General features: G+C 74.7%; 16 protein-coding genes and 1 pseudogene. 12 read left to right on the top strand and 5 right to left on the bottom strand.

What is annotated here, in order from left to right:
* Positions 1 to 24: 24 nt before the first annotated feature.
* Positions 25 to 588, bottom strand: a complete 564-nt coding sequence (locus ACIQVZ_RS15905; protein WP_350877165.1) for a hypothetical protein — start codon at positions 586 to 588, stop codon at positions 25 to 27.
* Between the two features lie 254 nt (positions 589 to 842).
* On the opposite strand from ACIQVZ_RS15905, the gene ACIQVZ_RS15900 reads away from it, so the two are divergent.
* The gene (locus tag ACIQVZ_RS15900) at positions 843 to 2,816 is read left to right on the top strand and encodes a protein kinase (protein WP_402450452.1); all 1,974 of its coding nucleotides are present in this window, start codon (positions 843 to 845) and stop codon (positions 2,814 to 2,816) included.
* Positions 2,817 to 2,837: 21 nt separating this feature from the next.
* Here the strand turns inward: ACIQVZ_RS15900 and ACIQVZ_RS15895 are convergent, their stop codons facing one another.
* Complete coding sequence (locus tag ACIQVZ_RS15895) at positions 2,838 to 3,380, bottom strand: SHOCT domain-containing protein (protein WP_402450449.1); 543 nt, start codon at positions 3,378 to 3,380, stop codon at positions 2,838 to 2,840.
* Positions 3,381 to 3,437: 57 nt separating this feature from the next.
* Here ACIQVZ_RS15895 and ACIQVZ_RS15890 point away from each other — a divergent pair, with 57 nt between their 5' ends.
* From ACIQVZ_RS15890 to ACIQVZ_RS15855, 8 genes and pseudogenes are all read left to right on the top strand, one after another.
* Positions 3,438 to 4,556 (top strand): protein kinase, encoded by a 1,119-nt coding sequence (locus ACIQVZ_RS15890; RefSeq protein ID WP_402450446.1) that lies wholly within the window; start codon positions 3,438 to 3,440, stop codon positions 4,554 to 4,556.
* A 160-nt stretch (positions 4,557 to 4,716) separates the two neighbouring features.
* Positions 4,717 to 6,468, top strand: coding sequence for a protein kinase (locus tag ACIQVZ_RS15885; RefSeq protein ID WP_402450445.1), 1,752 nt, complete (start codon positions 4,717 to 4,719; stop codon positions 6,466 to 6,468).
* Positions 6,469 to 6,555: 87 nt separating this feature from the next.
* Entirely contained in the window at positions 6,556 to 8,187 is a 1,632-nt protein-coding gene (locus tag ACIQVZ_RS15880) for a succinic semialdehyde dehydrogenase (RefSeq protein ID WP_350877175.1), read from the top strand.
* A 104-nt stretch (positions 8,188 to 8,291) separates the two neighbouring features.
* On the top strand, positions 8,292 to 10,097 hold the full coding sequence (locus tag ACIQVZ_RS15875) for a GMC oxidoreductase (protein WP_402450443.1): 1,806 nt from the start codon (positions 8,292 to 8,294) through the stop codon (positions 10,095 to 10,097).
* A gap of 458 nt (positions 10,098 to 10,555) precedes the next feature.
* Positions 10,556 to 12,028, top strand: a complete 1,473-nt coding sequence (locus ACIQVZ_RS15870; protein WP_402450442.1) for a hypothetical protein — start codon at positions 10,556 to 10,558, stop codon at positions 12,026 to 12,028.
* A 1,074-nt stretch (positions 12,029 to 13,102) separates the two neighbouring features.
* Entirely contained in the window at positions 13,103 to 14,698 is a 1,596-nt protein-coding gene (guaA, locus tag ACIQVZ_RS15865; protein WP_350877181.1) for a glutamine-hydrolyzing GMP synthase, read from the top strand.
* 193 nt (positions 14,699 to 14,891) lie between these two features.
* Positions 14,892 to 15,431: pseudogene (locus ACIQVZ_RS15860) on the top strand (DoxX family membrane protein); the annotation flags it as partial.
* A 48-nt stretch (positions 15,432 to 15,479) separates the two neighbouring features.
* Positions 15,480 to 15,929, top strand: a complete 450-nt coding sequence (locus tag ACIQVZ_RS15855) for a Rieske 2Fe-2S domain-containing protein (protein ID WP_402450510.1) — start codon at positions 15,480 to 15,482, stop codon at positions 15,927 to 15,929.
* A 32-nt stretch (positions 15,930 to 15,961) separates the two neighbouring features.
* Here the strand turns inward: ACIQVZ_RS15855 and ACIQVZ_RS15850 are convergent, their stop codons facing one another.
* Together ACIQVZ_RS15850 and ACIQVZ_RS15845 are read right to left on the bottom strand one after the other, a co-directional pair.
* Positions 15,962 to 16,171, bottom strand: coding sequence for a hypothetical protein (locus ACIQVZ_RS15850; protein ID WP_350877183.1), 210 nt, complete (start codon positions 16,169 to 16,171; stop codon positions 15,962 to 15,964).
* Positions 16,168 to 17,601 carry a PspC domain-containing protein gene (locus ACIQVZ_RS15845; RefSeq protein WP_350877185.1) on the bottom strand — a complete coding sequence of 478 codons (1,434 nt, stop codon included), beginning with the start codon at positions 17,599 to 17,601 and terminating at the stop codon, positions 16,168 to 16,170. Before ACIQVZ_RS15845 ends, ACIQVZ_RS15850 begins: the two co-directional genes overlap by 4 nt.
* 134 nt (positions 17,602 to 17,735) lie before the next feature.
* Between ACIQVZ_RS15845 and ACIQVZ_RS15840 the strand changes: the two genes are divergently transcribed.
* The 3 genes from ACIQVZ_RS15840 (at position 17,736) to pcrA (ending at position 22,584) form a co-directional block, all read left to right on the top strand.
* Entirely contained in the window at positions 17,736 to 19,193 is a 1,458-nt protein-coding gene (locus ACIQVZ_RS15840; RefSeq protein WP_402450437.1) for a PspC domain-containing protein, read from the top strand.
* A complete protein-coding gene (locus ACIQVZ_RS15835) occupies positions 19,186 to 19,863 on the top strand; it encodes a response regulator transcription factor (protein ID WP_350877187.1) in 678 nt (225 codons plus the stop codon). The genes ACIQVZ_RS15840 and ACIQVZ_RS15835 overlap by 8 nt, the downstream gene beginning before the upstream one ends.
* 93 nt (positions 19,864 to 19,956) lie before the next feature.
* Entirely contained in the window at positions 19,957 to 22,584 is a 2,628-nt protein-coding gene (pcrA, locus tag ACIQVZ_RS15830; RefSeq protein ID WP_350877189.1) for a DNA helicase PcrA, read from the top strand.
* 12 nt (positions 22,585 to 22,596) lie between these two features.
* Here pcrA and ACIQVZ_RS15825 read toward each other — a convergent pair whose 3' ends face one another.
* Positions 22,597 to 23,436 carry a peptidoglycan DD-metalloendopeptidase family protein gene (locus tag ACIQVZ_RS15825; RefSeq protein WP_402450434.1) on the bottom strand — a complete coding sequence of 280 codons (840 nt, stop codon included), beginning with the start codon at positions 23,434 to 23,436 and terminating at the stop codon, positions 22,597 to 22,599.
* Between the last annotated feature and the right edge of the window lie 205 nt (positions 23,437 to 23,641).

Below are 23,641 nucleotides of genomic sequence, written 5' to 3'. Positions count from 1 at the left end.
GGCCTCGGGCTGTCCGGGCCGGAGTCAGCCGCGGTTGGCGGTGCGGCGGGTGAGGAGGAAGCCGCCGACCAGGGCGATGCCGTAGAAGGCGAGGTCGAGCGCGCGCAGCTCGGCGCGCCAGTGCGCCAGGGCGTCGTGCGGCAGGCCGCGCGGGCCGGGGCCGGCCGCGTGCACCCGGCGGAGCTGGCCGGTCAGCTGGCCGAGCAGCAGCGCGCAGGCCGCGAGCAGCGCGCCGAGCAGCGGTAGCACCCGGCTGCGGCCGCCGAGCCGGCCGAGCGGTAAGGCGACCAGGGCGGCGAGGGCGATGGCCATCCAGCCGAGGCTGTCCGCGGCCCGGGCCGGCGCGCAGCCGTAGGCCAGGCCGCCGAGCAGCATGGCGAGGACGGCGAGGACGACCGCCAGGGTGGTGCGGCGGCGCGGGCCCGTCCGGTGGGAGCGGACGGCGGGGACGTATCCGGCCACCGGGACACCGGGCATACCGGGCGCGACGTAGCCCTCGGGGGAATCCAGGGTGGGTGTGACCGAGTAGTGCTGGGCGGTGCGCGGCCGGCCCGACTGGCCGTCAGTGCCCGGTGCGGGTGCGGTCATGGGCGTCGGATCCCCCCGGAAAGACGATGAACTGCCGAACGGTAGCAGCGCCCCGGCCGGATCTTGGCGAGTTTTCGATCACAGATCGGGCACGGAGCGCCGAGCCCGATCCGGACCGCCCCGGATCGGGTGCGGGGGCCGGGTGGTCCCGGCCCCCGGGGACAGGGGATGATGGAGACTTGGGCGTTCGGGCCTGAGGCCGGGCCGACACGCCGTCACCACGACCGCCAGCAGCACATGGGGGAACGTTCCGAATGACCCAGGCGCAGGGTTCCACCGGCCGCCTCCTGGCCGGCCGCTACCGGCTGAACGGCGTGCTCGGGCGCGGCGGCATGGGCACCGTCTGGCGCGCCGAGGACGAGATGCTGGGGCGGACCGTCGCGGTCAAGGAACTGCGGATGAACGCCAGCGTCGAGGAGGAGGAGAAGCACCGGCTGATCGTCCGGACGCTGCGCGAGGCCAAGGCCACCGCACGGATCCGGCACAACTCGGCGGTCACCGTCTTCGACGTGGTCGACGAGGACGACCGGCCGTGGATCGTCATGGAGCTGGTCGAGTCCCGCTCGCTGGCCGACGTCGTCCGGGAGGACGGGCCGCTGGCCCCCGCCCGGGCCGCCGAGATCGCGCTCGACGTGCTCGGCGTGCTGAGCGCCGCGCACGCGCTGGGCATCCTGCACCGGGACGTCAAGCCGTCCAACGTGCTGATCGGCGACGACGGCCGGGTCGTGCTCACCGACTTCGGCATCGCCAGCGTGGAGGGCGACGCCTCGGTCACCTCCACCGGCATGCTGGTCGGCGCGCCCTCGTACATATCCCCGGAGCGGGCCCGCGGGCAGAAGCCCGGGCCGCCGGCCGACCTGTGGTCGCTGGGCGGCACGCTGTACGCGATGGTCGAGGGCCGGCCGCCGTACGACCGGGGCTCGGCGCTGGCCACCCTGACCGCGGTGATGACCGAGGAGCTGACCGCCCCGGTGAACGCCGGGGCGCTGCGGCCGGTGATCGAGGGGCTGCTCGCCAAGGACCCGGCCGAGCGGCTGGACGCCTCGCAGACCCGGTCGATGCTGAAGCGGGTCGTCGCGGAGGCCACCTCGAAGGCCGAGTCGACCACCGTGCACGCGCTGCCGGTCGAGCGGCCGGTCGCCGCCGCGGCGGAGCCGGAGGAGGCCCCGGCCGAGGCCGAGGAGGGCCGCAAGCGGTCCATCGGCGGGCTGCTGGGGACGGTCCGGGTGGGCAGCCGGGCCAAGGACGAGAAGCCCGCCGCCCCGGCGGAGCCCGTCGCGGAGCCGGCGTCCGAGCCCGCTTCGCCGTCCTCGGAGGCGGCGTCGGGCCCGACGCCGGGTTCGGCTCCGGCGGCCGATCCGATCCGGCCGGTGACCAGCGAGTGGACCCTGGGCGCCACGCAGGCGGCCGGTGCCGACCCGCGCAACGGACGGCGGCGGCTGGCCGTCGTCACCGTGGTGCTGGTCCTGCTGCTGATCGCCGGGGTGGTCGCGGTGCTCCAGGCCGTCGGCAACGGGGACGACGCCTCGGCGAACGGCGCGGGCACCACCTCGTCGGTCTCGACCGGCCCCGAGGCCGGGCCGAGCGGGACCCAGGCCGCGTCCGTTCCGCCCGTGGAGCCGGAGCCGGGCACCGACAAGCCCGCCCCGGAGAAGCCGGCCACCGACACACCGGCCCCCGACAAGCCGGCCGACACGCCCGGCCCCTCGGCGGCGAACCCGCCGGCCGCGGGCTCGCCCGCCACCACCCCCGCGCCCTCGTCCCCGACCCCGCCGGCGGCCGCCGTGCCGGCCGGGTACCACGAGTACAAGGACCCGACCGGCTTCTCGGTCGTCCTGCCGGACTGGCTCCAGCCGGCCGGTTCGGAGGGCGTCCGCCGGATCTTCAAGGGCAACGGCAGCACCCTGACCATCGAGTGGACCACCACTCCCGGCCCCAGCGCCGTCGCCGACTGGCAGGAGTCCGAGCCGGGCCTGCGGTCGAAGGTCACCAACTACCAGCGGGTCAACCTGGCCGCGGTCAACTACCGGCAGTGGAGCAACGCGGCCGACTGGGAGTGGATCAGCGGCACGCCGCGCACGCACTCGCTCAACCGGGGCTTCGTGACCGGGAACCCGGCCAAGTACGGCTACGCGATCTACTGGATCACCCCGGACGCGGACTGGAGCGCCCCGGCCAACTCCCAGGCCAGGGACACGGCCTTCGCCACCTTCCAGCCCGCGCCGTAGGTCCTGACCTCGGCCGGAGACCTAGCCGATCAGGCGGGCCTTGGCCCGGGTGAACTCCTCGTCGGTGAGCGCGCCGGAGGTGTGTAGGGCGGCCAACCGCTCCAGCTGGCCGAGGAGTTGGTCGCCCGCGCTGAGGTCGGCGGGGGTGGTGTCGGCCGCCGGGTCGGCGGCCGACGCGGCTTTGCGGGCGAGCCGGGCGGCCTCCCGGAGCTGCTCGGCGAAGACGTCGGCCTTGCCCACGTCCTCGAACCGGTGGGAGCCGGTCAGCGCGACGACGGTGAGCACGTCGCCGTTGAGTTTGGTCCGGGCCACGACCGCGTCCGTGACCGCCGTAAGCGGAACCGGGACCGGCGGTTTACCGTCCTTGAGGAAGAGCAGTCGGTGGGTGGTGAGGACGAGCACGCCCTTGCGGAAGTGGTCGGGATGGCGCCCGGCCGTCGAGGCGACCGGATTCTCGCCGTCGATGACGGCCGCCTCCACGGTGCGCACGGCCTCGGCCTGATGGGCTTGGCTGTTGTTTCCCGCCACCTTGAAGGCGGTGTCGATCAGATCGGTCCAGTCCATGGGACCGAGCGTAAAGGAGCCGCTCAGTAGGCTGCTCGGTGAGCGAGAGGAACTGGCATGCGAGGCGGCCCGGGGCAGTTGCTGGCGGGGCGGTACCGGCTGACGGACCGTCCCGAACTCCTGCGGGCCCTGGCGGTGGACGACCGCACCGGGGAGTCCGTGCTGCTGCGCGCCCTGGAGCTGCCGGCACTGCTGACCACCGGTCAGGACCTGGGAGGCGAGGTGCCCGCGCACGCCGACCGACTGGTCCGCCGGGTGGCGGCGGTCGGCTCGTCCGCGCCGACCGGGCACCCCCGGCTGCTGCGCGGGCTCGGCGCCTTCGTCGAGGGCGAACTGCTGTGGACGGTGGAGGAGCGGTCGGGCGCCATGACGCTGGCGGACCTGGTGGCGGCCGGACCGGTGCCGCCCTACCGGGCGGCCGAACTGGCGGCGGACCTGGCCGGCGCGCTGCGGGCGCTGCACGAGGACGGGCTCGTCCACGGGAACCTGACCCCCGAGTCCGTGCTGGTCTGCGAGGACGGCGCGGCGATGCTCGGCGGGCTGCTGTCCGGAGTGGCGCAGGAGGCGCTGGCCGAGGACCTCGGCGGCCCGGGCGGGCGCCACCGGTACGACGTGCGGGCCACCCTGGTCGGCCCGGTGGCGGAGCGCTGGCCGCTGGACGGCGGCCCGACGGGCGACTGCTGGGCGCTCGGGGTGCTGGTGCAGCGGCTGGTCACCGGCCGCTCGCCGTTCCCGGACGGCGGCGTGCCGGAGCTGGTGTCGGCGGTCCGGGAGGGGCGGCGGGAGCCCGCAGCGGTCTGCGGGCCGCTGGCGCCACTGGTCGAGCGGCTGCTGCAGCCCGACCCCTCGCTGCGGCCGACCGCCGAGGAGGTCCGCCGGGAGCTGGCGGCGCTGCTGGCGGGCGCGCCGGAGCCGGTCGAGGAGACGGCGCGGGCGCTGGTGCTGAGACCGGAGGCCCCGCTGGTGCGGCGCCGACGCGGGCGGGGTGGTGGACGGGGGCGGCCGGAGGCCGTCGTGGGCGCGAACGTCGAGGTGGGCGCCGGGGTGGGCGCCGGGCGGCCGGACGAGGCGAGGCCGCCGCGGATACCTCCGGCGCTGCTCGGCCCGCTGCTGGTCGGGGGCGTGTTCCTGCTGCTGGTGCTGGGAGTGACCGCGGTGGTGCTGTTCGCAGGCTGACGGCCCCGCAGCGCCCCGGGCCGTCGGTCCGACGGGTGAGCGTGATTACCGGGGCTGGCAAGGTGCGCCTAATGTGTGCGTGGGATTTGTTCGAACAGTGGTCTGCACCAGGCCCTCCGTCGCTGTGACGGCAGACGGATGTGAGGGGGAGTGGTCGCCGATGGGCGTGCAGGACCGGCCGGAGACGGCCGAGACGGAGCGGCTGCTGGCCGGGCGGTACGAGCTGGGCGACCGGCTCGGCCGCGGTGGGATGGGGACCGTCTGGCGGGCCTGGGACCGGATGCTGAACCGCGAGGTCGCGGTCAAGGAACTGACCGTCAACCACCTGCCCGAGGACGAGCTGCAGATCCTGCACGCCCGGATGAAGCGGGAGGCCAGCGCGGCCGCCCGGATCAAGCACCCCGGCGTGATCACGGTGCACGACGTGCTGGAGCAGGACGGCCGGCCGTGGATCGTCATGGAGCTGGTGGACGGCCGCTCGCTGGCCGACGTGATCAGCCAGGACGGCACCCTGCAGCCGCGCGCTGTCGCCGAGGTCGGCAGCCAGGTGCTCGCCGCACTGCACCGCGGCCACCAACTCGGCGTCCTGCACCGCGACGTGAAGCCGGCCAACGTGCTGCTGGAGCGCGGCACCGGGCGGGTGGTGCTGCTGGACTTCGGCATCGCGACGTACGAGGGTTCGGCCGAACTGACCCGGCCGGGCGACCTGGTCGGCTCGCCGGACTACCTGGCGCCGGAGCTCGCCCAGGGCGAGCGGCCCGGGCCGGCCTCCGACCTGTGGGGCCTCGGGGCGACGCTGTACGCCGCGGTGGAGGGCCAGTCGCCGTTCCGCCGGACCTCGCCGATCACCACGCTGGCCGCCGTGGTGGGCGAGCCGCTGCCGGAGCCGCTCCGGGCCGGGCCGCTGGGCCCGGTCCTGGCCGCGCTGATGGCCAAGGACCCGGCCGAGCGACCGAACGCGGACGAGGCCGCCCGGATGCTGGACGAGGTGAAGGCCGGGCACACCATCGGCCTGAAGTCGGTGGCGCCGCTGCGCTCGCCCACCCGGTCGGTGCCGCTGGTGGACCGCAGCGAGCGCCCGGCGACGGAGGAGGACCACGCGGAGGTGGCCGCGCCGGGGACGACGGTGGAGGAGGCCGAGGAGCCGACCGGGGTGCGCCCGGCGGCCGTTCCGGACACCACCGGGGGCGTGGCCGACGAGGCGGGGGCGCTCACCGCCGAGGTCGCGCCGGTGGCGCACCCCGTCACGCCCGCGCGCGGGCCGGCCAAGCGCCGCAGCACCCTGAAGATCGTCGTGATCGCGGTGGCCGTCGGCCTGCTGGCGGCCGGCGCGACCTTCCTCGCCACCCGGAACACCACCACCGGGCACGCCGCCGCCTCCACGGTCGACGAGCCCGTACCGACCGCCTCCACCAGCCCGGACCCCAGCGGTGACGCCAGCCCGGGGCCGGCGGCGCCCAGCGGCTACCACTGGGTCGACGACCCGGCCGGCTTCCGCTTCCCGCTTCCCTCGGGCAGCCCGGCCTGGCAGCGCAGCGCCACGCCCGACAACCAGGTCTACTACAGCCCCGACAACAAGGTGCACTACCTGCAGTTCGCGGTCACCGTCGGCCAGTCGGTCAAGCCGCTGGACCACCTGCGGCAGATGGAGGCCACCGTCTCCAAGAACCTGAAGGACTACAAGCAGCACAAGATGACCGGCGTCGCGGTGAACGGCCACGAGGCGGCCGTCTGGGAGTTCAGCTACCTCGCCAAGGAGGGCGGCCGGCGCCGGGCGGTCGAGGCCGAGTTCATCGACGACGACGGCACCAGCTACGCGATCTACTCGTCCAGCCCGGACCGGGGCAACGAGTGGAACGAGGCGGAGCAGCGCTTCAACGCGGTGCTGCACTACTTCGCGCCGACCCGCTGACCGGGGGGTGCCCGCTCCACCCGGCCGCGGCAGATTCTTGTTACCGACGGGTACCGGACCGGCCGCCGAGCGCCTAGGCTGCGCCGTATGTCGGACCTCACAGCAGGCGCAGCGGCCACCGAACACCCCGCGACCGGGAACCCGCCCGCCCCCGGCGGGGGCCGGACCGTCGCGGCGGCCGTCCCGCCGTCCCTGGTCGCCCGGCTGGCCGCCGGCGTCACCGCCACCGGCGAGCCCAGCCTGGTGGAGACCGTCGCCCCGCTGACCGGCGAGCGGCTGGCGAGCCTGCCGCAGTCCACCCCGGCCGACGTCGAGGTCGCCTTCGAGCTGGCCCGCCGCGCCCAGACGGCCTGGGCCGCGCTGCCGGTGCGCCGCCGCGCGGCCGTCCTGCTGCGCTTCCACGACCTGCTGCTCAAGCGGCAGGACGAAGTGCTGGACCTCGTCCAGGCCGAGACCGGCAAGGCCCGGCTGCACGCCTTCGAGGAGGTGCTGGCCGCCGCCATGGCCGCCCGGCACTACGGGCGGGCCGCGCACGGCTACCTCCGGGACAAGCGGCGCGGCGGGGCGCTGCCGGTGCTCACCCACGCGGTCGAGGCCCGTCGGCCCAAGGGCGTGATCGGCCACATCTCGCCCTGGAACTACCCGCTGGAGCTGTCCGTCGGCGACGTCCTGCCCGCCTTCGCGGCCGGCAACGCCGTGGTCAACAAGCCGGACACGCAGACCGCGCTGACCGCGCTGTGGGCCCGCGAGCTGCTGATCGAGGCCGGGCTGCCCGCCGACCTGTGGCAGGTCGTGATCGGCGACGGCCCGGTGATCGGCCCCGCCGTGGTGGAGCACGCCGACTACGTCTCGTTCACCGGCTCCACCCGCACCGGCCGGGAGGTCGCCCAGCGCGCCGCCGCCCGGCTGGTCGGCGCCTCGCTCGAACTCGGCGGCAAGAACGCCATGCTGGTCCTCTCCGACGCCGACCTCGACCGGGCCGCCGCGGGCGCCGTGCGGGCCTGCTTCTCCTCCGCCGGGCAGCTGTGCATCTCGATCGAGCGGCTGCTGGTGCACCGCTCGGTGGCCGACGACTTCCTGGAGCGCTTCGCCGCCCGCACCCGGGCGCTGCGCCTCGGCGGCGGCCTCGCCTACGGCGCCGACATGGGCTCGCTGGTCTCCGTCCGCCAGCTGGAGACCACCACCCGGCACGTGGAGGAGGCGGTCAAGGCGGGCGCCACCGTGCTGGCCGGCGGCCGGGCCCGGCCCGACCTCGGCCCGTACTTCTTCGAGCCGACCATCCTCGACGGGGTGACCCCGGACATGGCGGTCTGCGGCGAGGAGACCTTCGGCCCGGTCGTCTCCGTCTACCGCTTCGACACCGACGACGAGGCGGTGGCCGCCGCCAACTCCACGCCGTACGGCCTGAACTCCAGCGTCTGGACCAGGGACACCCGGCGCGGCCGGGCGGTCGGGGCCCGGCTGCGCACCGGCACGGTCAACGTCAACGAAGCCTACGCGGCCGCGTACGGCTCGATCGGCTCGCCGATGGGCGGCATGGGCGACTCCGGGCTCGGCCGCCGCCACGGCGCCGAGGGCATCCTGCGCTTCACCGAGGCGCAGACCGTCGCGACCCAGCGGCTGATGCCGATCGCGCCCTCGTTCGGGCTGGACGACCGGCAGTTCGCCGCGGTGATGACCGGCGGGCTGCGGGTGCTGAAGGCGCTGCGGTTCAAGTAGCCGTCCCGGCCCGTCCGATCCGGCTGTCCCGCGGTCGGGTTCCGTCCCGCAGTCAGGTTCGCCCGTCCCGCAGTCAGGTTCGCGTCCCGAAGGAGCAGTGGCAGATGGTGGAGTCCGGCGGTGCGGCGGAGTTCGACTACGACGTGGTCGTGGTCGGCTCCGGCTTCGGTGGTTCGGTCGCCGCGCTGCGGCTGACCGAGAAGGGCTACCGGGTCGCCGTCCTGGAGGCCGGCCGGCGCTTCGAGCGGGACGAACTGCCCAGGAACTCCTGGGACCTGCCGAACTACCTGTGGGCGCCGAAGCTCGGCCTCTACGGCATCCAGCGGATCCACCTGCTGGCCAACGTGCTGATCCTGGCCGGCGCCGGGGTCGGCGGCGGCTCGCTGAACTACGCCAACACCCTGTACGTGCCGCCGAAGGCCTTCTTCGAGGACCGCCAGTGGCGCCACATCACCGACTGGCAGGAGGAGTTGGCGCCGTTCTACGACCAGGCGCAGCGGATGCTCGGGGTCCGGCTCAACCCGACCGTCACCCCCTCCGACGTGCACCTCAAGGCCGCCGCCGAGCAGATGGGGGTGGGCGACACCTTCCACATGGCGCCGGTCGGGGTCTTCTTCGGGGACGGCCAGGACGGCGGCGGCAGGGCCGAGGCGGCGCCCGGGGACGAGGTCGCCGACCCGTACTTCGGCGGTGCCGGGCCGGCCCGCAAGGCCTGCGTGGAGTGCGGTGAGTGCATGACCGGCTGCCGGCACGGGGCCAAGAACATGCTCACCGAGAACTACCTGCACCTGGCCGAGCGGGGCGGTGCCGAGATCCACCCGCTCACCACGGTGGCGCGGATTCGGGAGCTCCCCGGCGCCGACGGGAGCCGCGGCTACGCGGTGGACGTGCGCCGGACCGACTCCCGCTCCCGCACCGACCGGGTGAAGGCGGGCGCGCGGACCATCACCGCCGCCCGGGTGGTGGTCGCGGCCGGGACGTACGGCACCCAGTCGCTGCTGCACCGGATGCGTGACGGGGGGCACCTGCCCCGGATCTCCGCCCGGCTCGGCGAGCTGACCCGCACCAACTCCGAGGCGCTGGTGGGCGCGCAGACCACCGACCGGCGCTACGGCAGCCGGGTGGACTTCACCAAGGGCGTGGCGATCACCTCCTCGATCCACCCGGACGCCAGCACCCACATCGAGCCGGTCCGCTACGGCAAGGGCTCCAACGCGATGGGCGCGCTGTCGATAGCCCAGGTCAAGGGCGGCGGACGGGCCCCGCGCTGGCTGCGCTACCTGGGCGGGTCGGTGCGCCACCCGGTGACCTTCGCCCGCTCGATGAACCAGCACCGCTGGTCCGAGAAGACGATCATCGGCCTGGTGATGCAGTCGCTGGACAACTCGATCACCGTCTCGCTGAAGAAGGACCTGCTCGGCAAGAGCCGGCTCACCTCCGCCCAGGGCCACGGCGCCCCCAACCCGACCTGGATCCCGGCCGCCGAGCAGGGCGCCCAGGCGCTGGCCGAGCAGATCAACGGCTTCGCGGGCAGCAGCGCCGGCGAGATCTTCGACATCCCGATGACCGCCCACTTCCTCGGCGGCTGCCCGATCGGCGACGCCCCCGAGACCGGCGTGGTCGACCCCTACCACCGGCTCTACGGCCACCCGGGGATCAGCGTGGTCGACGGCGCGGCCGTCTCCGCCAACCTCGGGGTGAACCCCTCGCTGACCATCACCGCGCAGGCCGAGCGCGCCATGTCGATGTGGCCCAACAAGGGCGAGGCGGACCGCCGCCCGGCCCAGGACGAGGCCTACCGGCGGGTCGCCCCGGTGGCGCCGGCCCGGCCGGCCGTCCCGCAGGACGCGTTCGGCGCGCTCCGGCTTCCGCTGCTGCCCGTCCCGGAGGTCCCGAAGAAGCGGGGCTGAGCAGGCCTGGACGGGCCAACCCGCCCGGCTCGGTACCCGGTTGACATGCGTTCGGATCCGATGGGATAAACGGGCTTTCTGGGGGACCAGGAACTCGTCGAGCGGGGGGAAACCGGTCCATGGCCATCTGCGCATCGTGCGGCGCGGCATCGGTGGAAGGGGCGTCCGCGTGCGTCTCGTGCGGGCGGCCGCTGACGCCGCCCCCGCCGACGGCCGCCATGCCCGCGGTACCTCCCGTCGTACCGCCTGCCGTTCCGCCCGCCGTACCGCCTCCGCCGGCGTACGGTCCGCCGTCCGCCGCGCCCGGGTACCCGCCTCCGCCGCCCGGCTACGGTCCGCCGCCCGGCTACGGTCCGCCGCCCGGGTACGGCCCGGGCCACCCGCAGCCCGCCGGGCCGCCCACGCTGGGCAGTTGGGGCGCCGGGCGGCCGCACGACCCGCGGGCCGGTCGGCCGTCCGTGCTGAGCCGGCTGCTCGGCGCGGACTGGCGCCCGGCGCTCCTGGTCGCCGCCGCCCCGACCGCCGTGCTGCTGCTGGCGGCGCTGATCGTGGCGGTCCCGAGCGACTACCGGTACGCCTACCTGGTCCGGGCGCCCGGGTTCGGCGAGCGCTTCGGCGCCGCCCTGTCGATGGCGTTGAGCGCGCTCGGCGCGCCGTTCAAGCTCGGGTACACCAGCGCGCTGCGACGCGGCGACGCGCAGGGCATGGACGCGCTGCTCCGGGCGGTGCCGCTGACGGTCACCGTGCTGTGGGCGCTGGCGCTCTGGCTCGGCCTGCGGACCGCGGCGCGCCGCCGCCGGGCCGCCGGCCTCCAGCTCACCCGGGCCCAGGCCGCGGGCGAGGCGCTGCGCACCGCGGTGGTCCTGGCGGCGGTGACCGCGCTGCTCGGGTTGGCCGGCGGGGCGTCCTGGGAGCCGCAGCGCACCGGCCTCGTCGGCCGCGCCCTCGGGGTGACGTACACCGTGGACTCCGGCTGGCCGGAGGCGGTCGGCTGGACCGCCCTGCTCGCCGCGCTGACGGCCTTCGCCGTCCACGGCACCGACGCGCTGCGCTGGGCCGCCTGGCGCAGCCGGGCGGTGCGCGGCTGGGCGGTCGCCGCGCTCACGGCCGGTCGCGCGCTGGCACTGTCACTGGGCCTGGCCTCGGTGACGGGCTTCGTGCTGGTCGCCGTCAACAGCGACGAGGGCTGGCAGACCCCGGTCTCGGCGGCCTTCCTGCCCAACCTCGGCCTGGGCCTGCTCGGCCTGGGCTCGGGGGCGACCTTGCAGGCGTTCAGCGGGGCGAGCGGCGGGGCGAGCGACGCCGCGGTCGCGATCGGCGGCGCCTGGCAGGACACCCCCGACAGCATGGAGCTCTCCTTCTTCGACCTGCACGGCCAGACCGCCGACTGGCGCTGGACCGGCCTGCTGGCCCTCGCCACGGCGGGCGTCCTCGGCTGGTCGGCGTACCGGCGGCGGCTGGACGCGGCCGACCGGCTCCGGCTGGCGGCCGTCCACGCCGTGGCGCTCACCGCGCTGATGGCGGTGGGCGGCGCGCTGATGACGACCTCGACGCCCTCGGCGGTCGCGGGGTGGGACACCTTCGCGAACCGGACCGCGCTGTCCCGGGACACCTCGATCGACCTGGGCTTCGCCAGCGTGCTGGTGGCCGACCTGGTCTGGGCGGCGATCGGCGCGCTGCTGGTGCCGCCGCTGCTGGCGGCCGTCCGCGGCCGGGGCGCGGTGGCCCGCGAGGACGCCTACGGCGCGCCCCCGTACGGTGCGGTGCCGTCGCCGGGGGCGCCGTACGAGGCCGGGCCGGAGCCGCAGCCGTACGCCTCCGGGGCGGGGGTGGGCGACGTGGTCGGCTCGGACGACGTGCCGCTGGTGCCTCCGCCCGGGGCGCCGACCGAGGAGCCGGTCGATCCGAGCGTCTGGCGCAAGCAGCCCTGAGCCGGGCAGTCCTGAGCCGGGCAGCCGTGAGCGGCCCGGACAGGGCAAAGGGCCCCGCGGGGGAACGGGGCCCTTTGTCGCTCAGCACGCGGCGTCAGGGCTGCGCCGGTGCTGGGGGTGACGGCGCCGGGGGAGGGGCGCCGTCGGGTCGGTCGGCTCAGGGACCGCGCCGTCGCGGGCCGGCGTGGGTGGCCGGTGGCGCGGGGCGCGCACGCTCGCGGTGCGGCAGGTCGGCGCGCAGGTCTGCGCCGGGCCTTCGCTCACGGAGCGTGAGGTGGCGTACGGGGCTGTCGCCCAGTGCGGCGGCAGCGGTCGGGGTCTCCGCGGTGAGCCTGCCGGCCGCCGGGAGAACCGCTTCCACGCAGCATCGTGCTGGACGAAGGGCTTGCTCTGCAACCGATTCGGCATAGTTCGGCCCAGCGCATTTGGTGCGGGTGCCGACTCCCCGGTGTGGGCCGGGCATGGGCGCGGGCCCCGTTCCGCCCCGTCGGGCGGTTGCGGGCAGGTGTCGACGCGAGGCGTCGATGATCACGGTGCGTAGCGGTGTGGGTGGCTGCGGCGCACGGGGACGCGCGTAGCGGCGCGGGACGGGAAAGGGTGTGCGCCCGGGTGTGCCCGGCTCGCGGCGGGGGGTGCGACGACCGGCCCGGGCGTCCCCGGGGACCGGCCGCCCCACCTCTCGGTCCAGTCGCGGCCGGGGTCGCTGTCCCCTGCTGTCCGGCCGCGGCACCCGCGCACGGTCCCACGGCACCGCGCTCCCGGCGGGGCCGGGGCGGCGGTGCCACATGCGCCGGTGGACTGGGATGAAGCTCCACGCGTGGTCCTGCAGTCCGTACGGCGGCGCCCCTGGCCGGGGCGAAGGCGGCGCGTCTGGCGGGCGCGGCGCGGTCGTACGGTCGTCTGAAGCAACGAAAGGCGGCCCCGTCCGGTCACGGTCGTTTGGACGGGCAGACGAGTGAAACCGGACAGCCCGGTAGAATCGGTGTCCAGACACCCCCACCCGTCGCCGCCGCGGCCCCCGCCGGGGAAGCGGTTCGGTGTGACACCTCTCGTACCGCTGCCGGAAGGCCGTCTGTGTCCTCTGCAATTCCCGTCCAGTCCGCGCCGGACAACGACACCGTCCTGGTGGTCGACTTCGGCGCCCAGTACGCCCAGCTCATCGCCCGTCGGGTGCGTGAGGCGCGGGTCTACAGCGAGATCGTGCCGAGCAGCATGCCGGTCGCCGAGATGCTCGCCAAGAACCCGAAGGCGATCATCCTCTCCGGCGGTCCGTCGTCGGTCTACGAAGAGGGTGCGCCGCAGCTCGACCGCGCGATCTTCGAGGCCGGGGTCCCGGTCTTCGGCATGTGCTACGGCTTCCAGCTGATGGCCAAGACCCTCGGTGGCACGGTCGACAACACCGGCGCCCGCGAGTACGGCCGCACCCCGCTGACCGTCAGCCGCACCGGCTCCACCCTGTTCGAGGGCGTTCCGGCGGAGCACTCGGTGTGGATGTCGCACGGCGACGCCTGCTCCGCCGCCCCGGAGGGCTTCACCGTCACCGCGTCCACCGCGGTGGTCCCGGTCGCGGCCTTCGAGAACGACGAGGCCCGCCTCTACGGCGTCCAGTACCACCCCGAGGTGCTGCACTCCGACCACGGCCAGCAGATCCTGGAGCACTTCCTCTACCGCGGCGCCGGCATCGCCCCGACCTGGACCACCGGCAGCGTGGTCGAGGAGCAGGTCGCGCTGATCCGCGCCCAGGTCGGTGAGAAGCGCGCGATCTGCGGCCTCTCCGGCGGCGTGGACTCCGCGGTCGCGGCGGCCCTGGTCAACAAGGCCATCGGCTCCAAGCTGACCTGCGTGTACGTCGACCACGGCCTGATGCGCAAGGGCGAGACCGAGCAGGTCGAGAAGGACTTCGTCGCGGCCACCGGCGTGCAGCTGAAGGTCGTCGACGCCGCGGAGCGCTTCCTGAACGCGCTGAAGGGGGTCACCGACCCCGAGGAGAAGCGCAAGATCATCGGCCGGGAGTTCATCCGGGTCTTCGAGCAGGCCCAGGCCGAGATCGTCGCCGAGGCCGGCGAGCACGGCGAGTCGGTCGACTTCCTGGTCCAGGGCACCCTGTACCCGGACGTGGTGGAGTCCGGCGGCGGCACCGGCACCGCCAACATCAAGTCCCACCACAACGTCGGCGGCCTGCCCGAGGACCTCCAGTTCCAGCTGGTCGAGCCGCTGCGCAAGCTGTTCAAGGACGAGGTCCGGATGGTCGGCCAGGAGCTCGGCCTGCCGGAGGAGATCGTCCAGCGCCAGCCGTTCCCGGGCCCGGGCCTGGGCATCCGGATCGTCGGCGAGGTCACCCAGGAGCGGCTGGACCTGCTCCGCGACGCCGACGCGATCGCCCGCGAGGAGCTGACCGCGGCCGGCCTGGACCGCGAGATCTGGCAGTGCCCGGTCGTGCTGCTCGCCGACGTGCGCAGCGTGGGCGTGCAGGGCGACGGCCGCACCTATGGTCACCCGATCGTGCTGCGCCCGGTCTCGTCCGAGGACGCCATGACCGCGGACTGGTCGCGCCTGCCGTACGACGTGCTGGCCAAGATCTCCACCCGGATCACCAACGAGGTCCGCGATGTGAACCGCGTCGTCGTCGACGTCACCAGCAAGCCGCCGGGCACCATCGAGTGGGAGTGACCCCTCCCGCCGGCCGCTGAGCCGCTGCTGAACGGCCGTGCCGTCGTTCCCGTACCAGGGAGCGGCGGCGCGGCCGTTCGCGGTGGGGCGGTCGCCGCCCGGGTGGGGACCTCCCACCGAAAGCGATCGGGAGCGGGCAGAATGCGGACCGGACCTGTCAGGGAGTGGCGGGCCGCGAGGGAAGGTGTGAGCGATGTCGGAGGCTGGCAACTCCGTGGCGGGTGACGGGGAAGCGGGCGAGGGGGGAGCGGCCGGCCTGGCCGACCGGGCGGCGCAGTGGAGGGCGTCCGCGTCCCGGTACGCGCTGCTGCCGCTGCGGCTCTTCCTCGGCGTCACCTTCGTGTACGCCGCCCTCGACAAACTGTCCGACGCGCACTACCTGGCCGGGGCGGCCGACCCGGCGTCGTTCGTCTCGCAGGCCCAGGCGGCCAGGGGCGGCAGCCCGATCTCCTTCCTGCTCGGCGCCGCCCTGGACGCGCCCACCCTGTTCGCGCTCGCCGTCGCCTTCGGTGAGCTGGCGGTCGGCCTCGGCACCCTGCTCGGCCTCTGGGGCCGGGTCGCGGCGCTCGGCGGCGCGCTGATCAACCTCAGCCTCTGGCTGTCCATCAGCTGGAGCGTCTCGCCCTACTACCTGGGCAACGACCTCGGCTACCTGATGGCCTGGACGCCGCTGCTGCTGGCCGGCACCCCGGACCTGTCGGTGGACGGCTACCTCGCCCGGCGGGCCGGCCGGGACCGGGGGCGCGGACTGGGCGAGGACCGCGTCAGGCGCCGGGCGCTGGTGGACGGCGGGATCGCCGCCGTCGCGATCGGCGGCGCCGGACTGCTCACCGGCTCGCTCACCCGCACCTTCGGCCGGGCCAAGCACTCCGCGCCCCAGCAGTCCGCGGCCCCGGCCACCACCCCGGCGCAGTCCGGACCGGCCCCCTCGGTGGCCGCCGCGAGCGTGCCGGTCGGCGGCTCGGCCCAGGTCAAGGACCCGGCCACCGGGGACGCCGTCTACATCGTGCAGCCCAAGGCGGGCCAGTACTGCGGCCTGTCCGCGGTGTGCACCCACTCCGGCTGCGCGGTCGACGCCCCGAAGAACGGCCAGCTGTACTGCCCCTGCCACGGTTCCCGGTTCGACGCCGCGACCGGCGCGGTGGTCAACGGGCCGGCGGTCAAGCCGCTGCCGAAGTACACCGTCACCCAGGACGGCGACAAGCTGAACCTCGGGCCGCTGCGGAGCTGAGCCCGGTCTCGGGCCAGGGCGGTTTCCAGGGGTCAGTCCCGGTGGTCGGTGCGGCCGCGCCGGGCGACCGCCGCGACCGCGCCGGCCAGGCCGCCGAGGCCGAGCACGATGAAGGTGACCGGGATGACGACCCGGCCGTTCACCGCCTGGTCGTTGAGCGCCGCGACCAGGTAGACCACCGCGATCGTGCTGAACAGCGCCCCCGCGATCAGCGAGAACAGGTCGAGCCGGTGCTTCCTCACTGCTGGACCACCTTGATGTTGCCGATCCCGACCGCGAGTTCGAGATCGAATGTGCCCTTGGACGGATGGCCGCTGCCGGGTGACAGCAGGTAGGTGTGGCGGCCGGTGCCGTTGTTGCGCTCACCGGGGGTGGAGACGTCGCCGAGGCCCACCTGGGCCACCAGGTTCACCGTCACGTCCGGCGGCAGGATGACGGTCAGCTCGCCGGCGCCGAGTTCGACCTTGCTGGTGAGGGTGCTCCCGGCCGGGTCGAGCCTGCTCAGGTCCAGCCGGAGCTGGCCGGCCCCCAGGGAGTACCGGGGGTGGAGCTCGGCCGAGGTGACGACGGTGAAGTCGCGCTGGCCGACGGCGTTGCGCATGGAGTTCGGGGAGTGGCCGACGAAGACCAGCGCCAGGGTGAGCAGCAGGCCCGTCACCGCGAGCTTGCGGGCCCGGCCGAACTTCGCGCCGAGCAGCAGCGTCAGGCCGATCACCAGCAGCGCGGTGGCCAGTACGGTCGCGCTCAGCACGGTGGCGTCGGTGTGGCCGGCCGAGACGGACCAGACCGCGGCACCCGCGCCGATCGCCAGCAGCAGGCCGAAGAAGCCGAGCGCGGACCGCTCCCGGGGGTGCCGGACGGCGGCGGGCCGGGGCCGGCCGGGCGGGCCGTCCTTGCGCAGCGGGTCGCCTGCGGGCAGGTCGGCGCGCTGCCACCAGGGCTGGGCCGGGCCGCCGGCCGGCGGCACCGGGGTGCCGAACGGCGGGGTGGGGCCGGCGCCGTACGGGTTGCGCTCGGGGTGGCGCGGGTCCCACAGGTAGCCGGTCGGGCCCGGGGCGGGGGAGTCGGCGGGCACCGTTCCGGCGGCGCGCTCGGCCGCGTGCCGGGCGCGGGCGGCCTCGTCGTCCTCCGGCCCGGACCACGGGTACGGGCCGTACTGGTCCCCGTCGGGGTAGTGGCGGTCGTACGGGCCGCCGCGGCGCCGGCGCCGCCGGCCGCGGCGGCGGTCCGGGTCGTAGCGCACCGCCAGGAAGACCAGGCCGGCGAGCAGCAGCAGCGGGAACAGCTGGTCGTCCTGGCCCATCGAGGAGAAGAACACCCCGGTGCCGATCACGGCCAGCAGCACCGCGCCGACCGACTGGCCGTCCACCCGGCCGGTGAGCACCCGCTGGAGTTCGGTGCGCCCGTGCCGGGTGCCGCCCCGGCCGTCCGGCACCGGCTCGGTGGGGACGATCAGCCAGGCCAGGCCGTACAGGAACAGCCCGAGGCCGCCGGAGAGGCAGAGCACCACGGTGACCACCCGGAAGACCACCGGGTCGATGTCCAGGTGCCGCCCGAGGCCGCCGCAGACGCCTGCCACCACGCGGTGGTGCTCGGTCCTGGTCAGCGGGGGGCGGTCCGGTTCCGGCGGGGCGGTGGGCCCGGTCTCCTGGATGCGGTGGTCGTCGGTCATGGGCACCATCCTCCCGGCTGCCCCGGGCCGGCCCAACCGGTGCGAGCCCTGCCCGGACCCTGACTTGTCCCTGAGAAGGGGTCAGGGGCACACCCTGATGCGTCCGCGTGCGCGGGCGTGGAACCATCGGTGGCGTGGCAGCACCCGGTTCCGACCCCCGATCCCTCGCCCCCGACGCCGTGCCGGCGGGCGGCACCGACCCGACCGCGCCCGACGGCGGACGGCCGCCGTACCGCCGGCTCTACCGCAGCCCGCAGCGGCGGATGCTCGGCGGCGTCGCGCAGGGGCTCTCGGTGCACCTCGGGCTCCCGGTGCGGTGGGTGCGGCTCGCGTTCGTGCTGCTGTTCTTCGCGCAGGGGATCGGCACCCTGCTGTACGCGGCGTTCTGGTTCGTGGTGCCGATCGGCATCGGCGAGCCCGCGCAGCGCGGCGCCGCCCACTGGGTGTACGTCAACGGCACCTTCGTCCCGACCGGGTCGGGGCAGCAGCCGGGCGGCGCGCTGAGCAAGGGCCGCGGCGGCTGGCTCGGCCGGCTGCGCGAACTGCTCCAGCACGCCCTCCAGGGCGAGCCGGCCGCGGCCCCCGCGGAGGGGGAGGACGGCGCGGGCGGCAAGACCGGGCAGGGCGGCCTCGGCCAGCTCGCGGCCCTGGTGATGATGGTGATCGGCATCACCGCCCTGCTCAACGCGCTCGGCCTGCAGACCGCCAAGCCGTACACCTGGCCGCTGCTGGCGATCGGCGTCGGCGTCGCGCTGGTCTGGCGGCAGGCCGACGACTCGCGCTGGCAGCGCTGGTTCGGCCTGGAGGAGGGCGACAAGCGGCGCGGCGCCTACACCCGGGTCGGCGCCGGCGTGCTGCTCGTGGTGGCCGGCACCATCGCCTTCCTCGTCATGCAGGGCAGCGGCTCGACGCTCGGCTCGGTGGTCGAGGCGTCGCTCGCGGTGCTCGCCGGGGTGCTGGTGCTGCTCGGGCCGTACGGGCTGCGCCTGTGGCAGGACCTCGGTGCCGAGCGCACCGCGCGCATCCGCGCCCAGGAGCGGGCCGAGATCGCCGCGCACGTCCACGACTCGGTGCTGCACACCCTGACCCTGATCCAGCGCCGGGCCGAGGACCCCAAGGAGGTGCTGCGGCTGGCCCGGGCCCAGGAGCGCGAGCTGCGGCTGTGGCTGTACCGCCCGGAGGCCGCCGCCGAGGCCGCGCCCGACACCATGGCGGAGAGCCTGCGCGCCGTCGTCGCCGAGGTCGAGGACCGGCACGGCGTCCCGGTCGAGGTCGTGATCGTCGGCGACTGTCCGATGGACGAGCGGATCGCGGCCCAGATGCAGGCCGCGAGGGAGGCGACCGTCAACGCGGCCAAGTACGGTGGCGGGGGACCGGTCCAGGTCTACGCCGAGGTGGAGGGGAAGACGGTGTCGGTGTTCGTCCGCGACCACGGTCCCGGCTTCGACCCCGACACGGTGCCCGAGGACCGGATGGGCGTACGGGAGTCGATCATCGGCCGCATGAAGCGCAACGGCGGCACCGCACGGGTGCGGCCCGCGCCGGACGGCGGGACCGAGGTCGAGCTGGAGATGGAGAGAACGAATGACTGAGGCAGCGCCGGAGCGCACCGCGAGAGTCGTCCTGGTGGACGACCACCGGATGTTCCGCACCGGGGTCCGGGCCGAGATCGGCCGCACCGAGGCGACCGGCATCGACGTGGTCGGCGAGGCCGACGACGTCGAGTCGGCGGTCCGGGTCGTCGCCGAGACCCGGCCGGACGTGGTGCTGCTCGACGTCCACCTGCCCGGCGGCGGCGGTGTCGAGGTGCTGCGCCGCTCGGCCGGCGTGATGGGCGAGCAGGGCGGGGTCAAGTTCCTCGCCCTGTCGGTGTCGGACGCCGCCGACGACGTGATCGGCGTCATCCGCGGCGGCGCGCGCGGCTACGTCACCAAGACCATCACCGGCACCGACCTGGTCAACGCGATCTTCCGGATCGCCGACGGCGACGCGGTGTTCTCGCCCCGGCTGGCCGGCTTCGTCCTGGACGCCTTCGCCGCCACCGACACCCCGCCGGTCGACGAGGACCTGGACCGCCTCACCCAGCGCGAGCGCGAGGTGCTCCGGCTGATCGCGCGCGGCTACGCGTACAAGGAGATCGCCAAGCAGCTCTTCATCTCGGTGAAGACGGTCGAGAGCCACGTCTCCGCCGTCCTGCGCAAGCTCCAGCTGAGCAACCGGCACGAACTGACCCGCTGGGCCACCGCCCGCCGTCTGGTCTGAGCCCCGGTCGCGCGCCCCGGTCGCGAGCCCGTCCGGTCCGGTTTCTCCGGGCCGGGCGGGCTTGTCGGTGGGTGGCCATAGACTCGGAGTGCCATGAGTAGCCTCTTTGACGACCTCCCGCTCCCCGGTTTCGAGGCACCCGCCGCCGGGTCGAAGCAGCCCGCCGTGCCCCTCGACGAGGAGCCCCCGCCGTACGAGGACGACGCCCCGTACGAGGCCTACGAGGAGGCCATCCCGGAGGGGCTGTTCCAGACCGACCATGCCGCCGAGACCGCGCGGGACGCCTGGTACCGCAACGGCGCCGCCCGCACGGTGGTGGATCCGGCGCAGTTGCTGGAGGGCATGAACGACCCGCAGCGCGAGGCGGTGCTGCACGCGGGCTCGCCGCTGCTCATCGTGGCCGGCGCCGGCTCCGGCAAGACCCGGGTGCTGACCCACCGGATCGCCCACCTGCTGGGCGCCCGCGGCGTGCAGCCGGGCGAGATCCTGGCGATCACCTTCACCAACAAGGCCGCCGGCGAGATGCGCGAGCGCGTCGAGGCGCTGGTCGGCCCGCGGGCCCGGGCGATGTGGGTGTCCACCTTCCACAGCGCGTGCGTGCGGATCCTGCGCCGCGAGTCCAAGGTGCTGGGCTTCACCTCCAGCTTCTCGATCTACGACTCGGCCGACTCGCAGCGGCTGATGTCGCTGGTCTGCCGCGACCTCGACCTGGACCCGAAGCAGTTCCCGCCGAAGTCCTTCACCGCGAAGATCAGCAACCTGAAGAACGAGCTGATCGACGAGGAGACCTTCGCCGACCAGGCCGCCAACCCGATGGAGAAGAAGCTCGCCGAGGCGTACACGCTCTACCAGCGGCGCCTGCGCGAGGCCAACGCGCTCGACTTCGACGACATCATCATGACGACGGTGAACCTGCTCCAGGCCTTCCCCGACGTCGCGGAGCACTACCGGCGCCGGTTCCGGCACATCCTGGTCGACGAGTACCAGGACACCAACCACGCCCAGTACATGCTCGTCCGCGAGCTGAGCGGCGGATCCGTCGCGGCCGCGCCGAAGCGCACCGTGGACGGGGAGTTCGTGAACCCGGCCGCCGGGCGCCTGTCCGAGGTGCCGCCGGCCGAGCTGTGCGTCGTCGGTGACGCGGACCAGTCGATCTACGCCTTCCGAGGCGCGACGATCCGCAACATCCTCCAGTTCGAGGAGGACTACCCGAACGCGACCACGATCCTGCTGGAGCAGAACTACCGCTCCACGCAGACCATCCTGAGCGCCGCCAACGCCGTCATCGAGCGCAACGCCAACCGGCGCGAGAAGAAGCTCTGGACGGCCGGCGAGCACGGCGAGAAGGTCGTCGGCTACGTCGCGGACGACGAGCACGGCGAGGCCCAGTTCATCGCCGACGAGATCGACCGGCTCACCGACGCGGGCGACGCCAAGCCCGGTGACGTCGCGATCTTCTACCGGACGAACGCCCAGTCCCGCGTGTTCGAGGAGGTGTTCATCCGGGTCGGCCTGCCGTACAAGGTGGTCGGCGGGGTGCGCTTCTACGAGCGCAAGGAGGTTCGGGACGTCCTGGCGTACCTGCGGGTGCTCTCCAACCCGGAGGACACCGTGCCGCTGCGCCGGATCCTCAACGTGCCCAAGCGCGGCATCGGCGAGCGGGCCGAGGCGATGGTCGACGCGCTGGCCGCGCGGGAGCGGATCTCCTTCGCTCAGGCGCTGCTGCGCGTCGACGAGGCGTACGGGATGGCCGCGCGCTCGGCCAACGCGGTGAAGAAGTTCAACGTCCTGATGGCCGGGCTGCGGCAGGTCGTCGAGTCGGGCGCGGGCCCGGCCGCGGTGCTGGAGGCCGTCCTGGAGGAGACCGGCTACCTGGCCGAACTCCAGGCCTCCACCGACCCGCAGGACGAGACCCGGGTGGAGAACCTCCAGGAACTCGCCTCCGTCGCCCTGGAGTACGAGCAGGACCCGGGCGAGCGGCCCGACGCCGACGAGGAGGGCACCCCGCCGGTCGGCTCGCTCCCCGACTTCCTGGAGCGGGTCGCGCTCGTCGCCGACTCCGACCAGATCCCGGACGACGAGGAGGGCCGGGGCGTCATCACGATGATGACCCTGCACACCGCCAAGGGCCTGGAGTTCCCGGTGGTCTTCCTGACCGGCATGGAGGACGGGATCTTCCCGCACATGCGGGCGCTCAACCAGGTCAAGGAGCTGGAGGAGGAGCGGCGGCTCGCCTACGTGGGGCTCACCCGGGCGCGGCAGCGGCTCTACCTGACCCGCTCGGTGCTGCGCAGTGCCTGGGGGCAGCCCGCGTACAACCCGGCCTCGCGGTTCCTGGAGGAGATCCCGGAGGACCTGGTGGAGTGGAAGCGGACGGGGGCGGCGCAGGCGCCGGCCGCGCGCGGCTTCTCCTCGGGGTCGTCCTGGGGCAAGTCCTCGTCGGGGGGCGGCGGTTCGCGCTCCTCGTCGGGTTCCTCGGGCTCCTCGGCCTCGTCGAAGCCCAAGGCGGGCTGGGGTCAGTCGGCGCGGCGCGGGGGCCAGGTCGTGGAGCGGGACGCCGTCTCGCTCGCGGTCGGGGACCGGGTCACCCACGACACCTTCGGGCTGGGCACGGTGGTGGGCGTCACCGGCGTCGGCGACCGGGCGCAGGCCACGGTCGACTTCGGTTCGGAGGGCCGCAAGCAACTGCTGCTGCGCTACGCGCCGGTGGAGAAGCTCTAGCGCGCCCTAGCCCTAGCGGGGGTCGAGCCCGTTCGAGAGGAACCACGGCAGCGGGTCGACCGGCCCGCTGCCGGCCGGGCGGATCTCGAAGTGCAGGTGCGGCCCGGTGCTGTTGCCGCTGCTGCCGACGAAGGCGATGACGTCGCCCTGCTTCACCGGCCCCTTGCGGACCTTGTACGCCCGCAGGTGGCAGTACCAGGCCTCGGTGCCGTCGGACATCTTCAGCACCGTCATGTAGCCGTACGACGGGTTCCACTGCGTGCGGATCGTGCCGTCGGTGACGGCCATCACCTCGGAACCGCCGTCCACCGGGAAGTCGATGCCGGTGTGGCGGTTGGCCCAGTGGGTGCCGGCCTCGCCGAACAGCTCGCCGAGGCCGTGCCGGGCGACCGGCATGACCACCTTGGGCTTGACGGGCTCGGCGCTCGGCTGCGCGTCCCGGGTGCCCTGGGCGTCGGCGGGCTGGGCGCCGGCCAGCGGCCGGCGGGCGTCACCGCGGGAGGCCTGGGCCGGGTCGCCGGCCGCGACCGCCTGCCGGGCGGCCGCCTTGGCGGCCTCGGCGCCGCCGTCGGCCGGGTTGTCCGGGCCGTTCGGGCTGTCCTGGGTGCCCGGGGCGTCGACCGCCGACCGTGCCGTCCGGCCGGCCGCCTGGGCGTGCTGATCGGCCTCGCCCTGTACGGTGACGGCCGCCGCGGCGGCGACCCCGAGCGCGGCCACCGACGGCAGCGCGACCCGCAGCAGCGCGGTTCTGGTGGCAGCCTTGGCGGCGCCGCGGCGCTGGGCGCGGGACTGCTCGCGGGCGGCGAGGCGCAGCTCCGCACGGGTCGGGCGGGCGGCTGCGTCGGGAGCCATCGGGGGCTGCCTCCTCGGTGGGCCTGGGGCGCGTCGTCGGGCAGGGGGAGCGGCAGGGGGAGCGGCGGGGAAAAGCGGCGGGGAGAAGCGGTACCGGGGAAGCAGGGAGAAAACAGCCGAGACTGTATCCGCAAGGCCGACGCCCCGGAAAAACCTCCGGTTGTCAAGAGGTCGGCCGGGGGTCTGTGCGGTGGACGGGTGGACG

It is taken from the genome of Kitasatospora sp. NPDC098663 (assembly GCF_044760075.1).
In the GTDB taxonomy this organism is placed as follows: domain Bacteria; phylum Actinomycetota; class Actinomycetes; order Streptomycetales; family Streptomycetaceae; genus Kitasatospora.
The sequence above is the reverse complement of the archived record's forward strand: the minus strand, read 5'-3'. Positions and strand labels throughout refer to the sequence as shown.

What these genes read in the sequence shown, in the direction of transcription:
- ACIQVZ_RS15905 (WP_350877165.1), bottom strand. Translation starts at nt 588, where the DNA reads ATGACCGCACCCGCACCGGGCACTGACGGCCAGTCGGGCCGGCCGCGC.
- ACIQVZ_RS15900 (WP_402450452.1), top strand. Translation starts at nt 843, where the DNA reads ATGACCCAGGCGCAGGGTTCCACCGGCCGCCTCCTGGCCGGCCGCTAC.
- ACIQVZ_RS15895 (WP_402450449.1), bottom strand. Translation starts at nt 3,380, where the DNA reads ATGGACTGGACCGATCTGATCGACACCGCCTTCAAGGTGGCGGGAAAC.
- ACIQVZ_RS15890 (WP_402450446.1), top strand. Translation starts at nt 3,438, where the DNA reads ATGCGAGGCGGCCCGGGGCAGTTGCTGGCGGGGCGGTACCGGCTGACG.
- ACIQVZ_RS15885 (WP_402450445.1), top strand. Translation starts at nt 4,717, where the DNA reads ATGGGCGTGCAGGACCGGCCGGAGACGGCCGAGACGGAGCGGCTGCTG.
- ACIQVZ_RS15880 (WP_350877175.1), top strand. Translation starts at nt 6,556, where the DNA reads ATGTCGGACCTCACAGCAGGCGCAGCGGCCACCGAACACCCCGCGACC.
- ACIQVZ_RS15875 (WP_402450443.1), top strand. Translation starts at nt 8,292, where the DNA reads ATGGTGGAGTCCGGCGGTGCGGCGGAGTTCGACTACGACGTGGTCGTG.
- ACIQVZ_RS15845 (WP_350877185.1), bottom strand. Translation starts at nt 17,601, where the DNA reads ATGACCGACGACCACCGCATCCAGGAGACCGGGCCCACCGCCCCGCCG.
- ACIQVZ_RS15835 (WP_350877187.1), top strand. Translation starts at nt 19,186, where the DNA reads ATGACTGAGGCAGCGCCGGAGCGCACCGCGAGAGTCGTCCTGGTGGAC.
- pcrA (WP_350877189.1), top strand. Translation starts at nt 19,957, where the DNA reads ATGAGTAGCCTCTTTGACGACCTCCCGCTCCCCGGTTTCGAGGCACCC.
- ACIQVZ_RS15825 (WP_402450434.1), bottom strand. Translation starts at nt 23,436, where the DNA reads ATGGCTCCCGACGCAGCCGCCCGCCCGACCCGTGCGGAGCTGCGCCTC.